The organism is Sphingobium sp. OAS761 (assembly GCF_024168485.1).
GTDB lineage: Bacteria > Pseudomonadota > Alphaproteobacteria > Sphingomonadales > Sphingomonadaceae > Sphingobium.
This window is the reverse complement of the sequence record NZ_JALJVY010000034.1, coordinates 1-1,292: the sequence shown is the minus strand read 5'-3', so window position 1 is coordinate 1,292 and position 1,292 is coordinate 1. Positions and strand designations below refer to the sequence as shown.

Sequence of the window (1,292 nt, the reverse complement as noted above, 5' to 3'; positions counted from 1 at the left end):
TGGACACCTCGAAGAACCGTCGGATTATGTCCTGATGGACGCAGGAGAAGGCGCGAGCGGGCGGGTAGTGCCGATTCCGATGCAGCGATCCGCTGATTTTCTGGACGGAGCCGATCGCTGGGTCCGGTTTTCGTGTCATGCAGGCGCAGCGCGGCCTTCAAGCCATGCGAGGCGCTGGAAATTATAGACCAGGTTGGCCATGCCGATCTTGATCCTGGCGCGAGCGATGCCGATGGTACGGACGACGAGGCCCATGCGATGCTTTTGCCCGGCAAAGACATGCTCGACCGCAGCGCGGACCTTTGAGCGCTTTGCATTGGCTCTCGCTATCCGTTCGGGCAGCGCCCGCCTGGGCAACCGCTTCTGGTGGATATTGCTGGTGAACATGCCCCTGGCGAGGAATGCTTCGTTCTTCTTCGATCGATAGGCGGTATCGGCCCAAACGCCCGAGGCGGTGTTCTCCTTGCTGATCAGATCGGGCAATCGCGCGCCATCATGGGCATTGGCGGCGCTCGCATCCCAGGTGCGGATCAGTCCATGGGTCCGGTCAATTCCGATATGGTTTTTGTAGCCGAACATCGGAATGGCCAGATCGACCGGCTTGGCCGCCCTGGGATCGGCGCCTTCCTGGACCTTGGCCTTGCTATATTTGATCGACCAGCGCGCATCGCGGTCTTTCTGCCGGACCTTGGCAGGCGTCCATTCCTTGGGGATGCGGCCTTCCTTGATCGACGTCTTTTCCTCCTGGGTGTTGCGCTGCTTGGGGGCGGGCACGACGGTGGCATCAATGATCTGACCGCCCATGGCCAGATATCCCCGGTCCTTGAGCGCGGCATCGAAGCGCGCGAACAACCGGTCGATCGCCTTGGCCTTCACAAGCCGTTCGCGGAACAGCCAGACCGTGGTGGCATCCGGCACGGTGCCTTCCAGCCCCACGCCCAGGAAACGCTGGAACGATAGCCGGTCCTTGATCTGGAACTCGGTCGCCTCGTCGGACAGCGAATACAACGCCTGTAGAACCAGGATTTTGAACATCAGCACCGGATCGAACGGCGGTCGTCCGCCCTTGTTACGAGGACCACGTCGCAGCGCGGCCACCAGCGGTCCCCGGAATAGCTCGAAGTCCACCACCGCCAACAACCGCTCCAGCGGATCGCCTGCCGCGCTCAGCGCCTCATATCGGTCCGAAAGATCAAAGAAACCCGGCTGTCCTGCCATTCCTGCCTCCGCCACAGCGTCGGCCAAGTGAATCAAATCTACCCCTCAAAGGCCAGCGTTTTTCGAGGTGTCCA

The 1,292-nt window shown here is 61.4% G+C and carries 1 protein-coding gene; it reads right to left on the bottom strand.

All coding sequences use genetic code 11. The features are described 5' to 3' along the window. Positions 1-135: 135 nt before the first annotated feature. A complete protein-coding gene (locus tag J3E64_RS20585; RefSeq protein ID WP_253345119.1) occupies positions 136-1,218 on the bottom strand; it encodes an IS5 family transposase in 1,083 nt (360 codons plus the stop codon). Positions 1,219-1,292 lie beyond the last annotated feature (74 nt).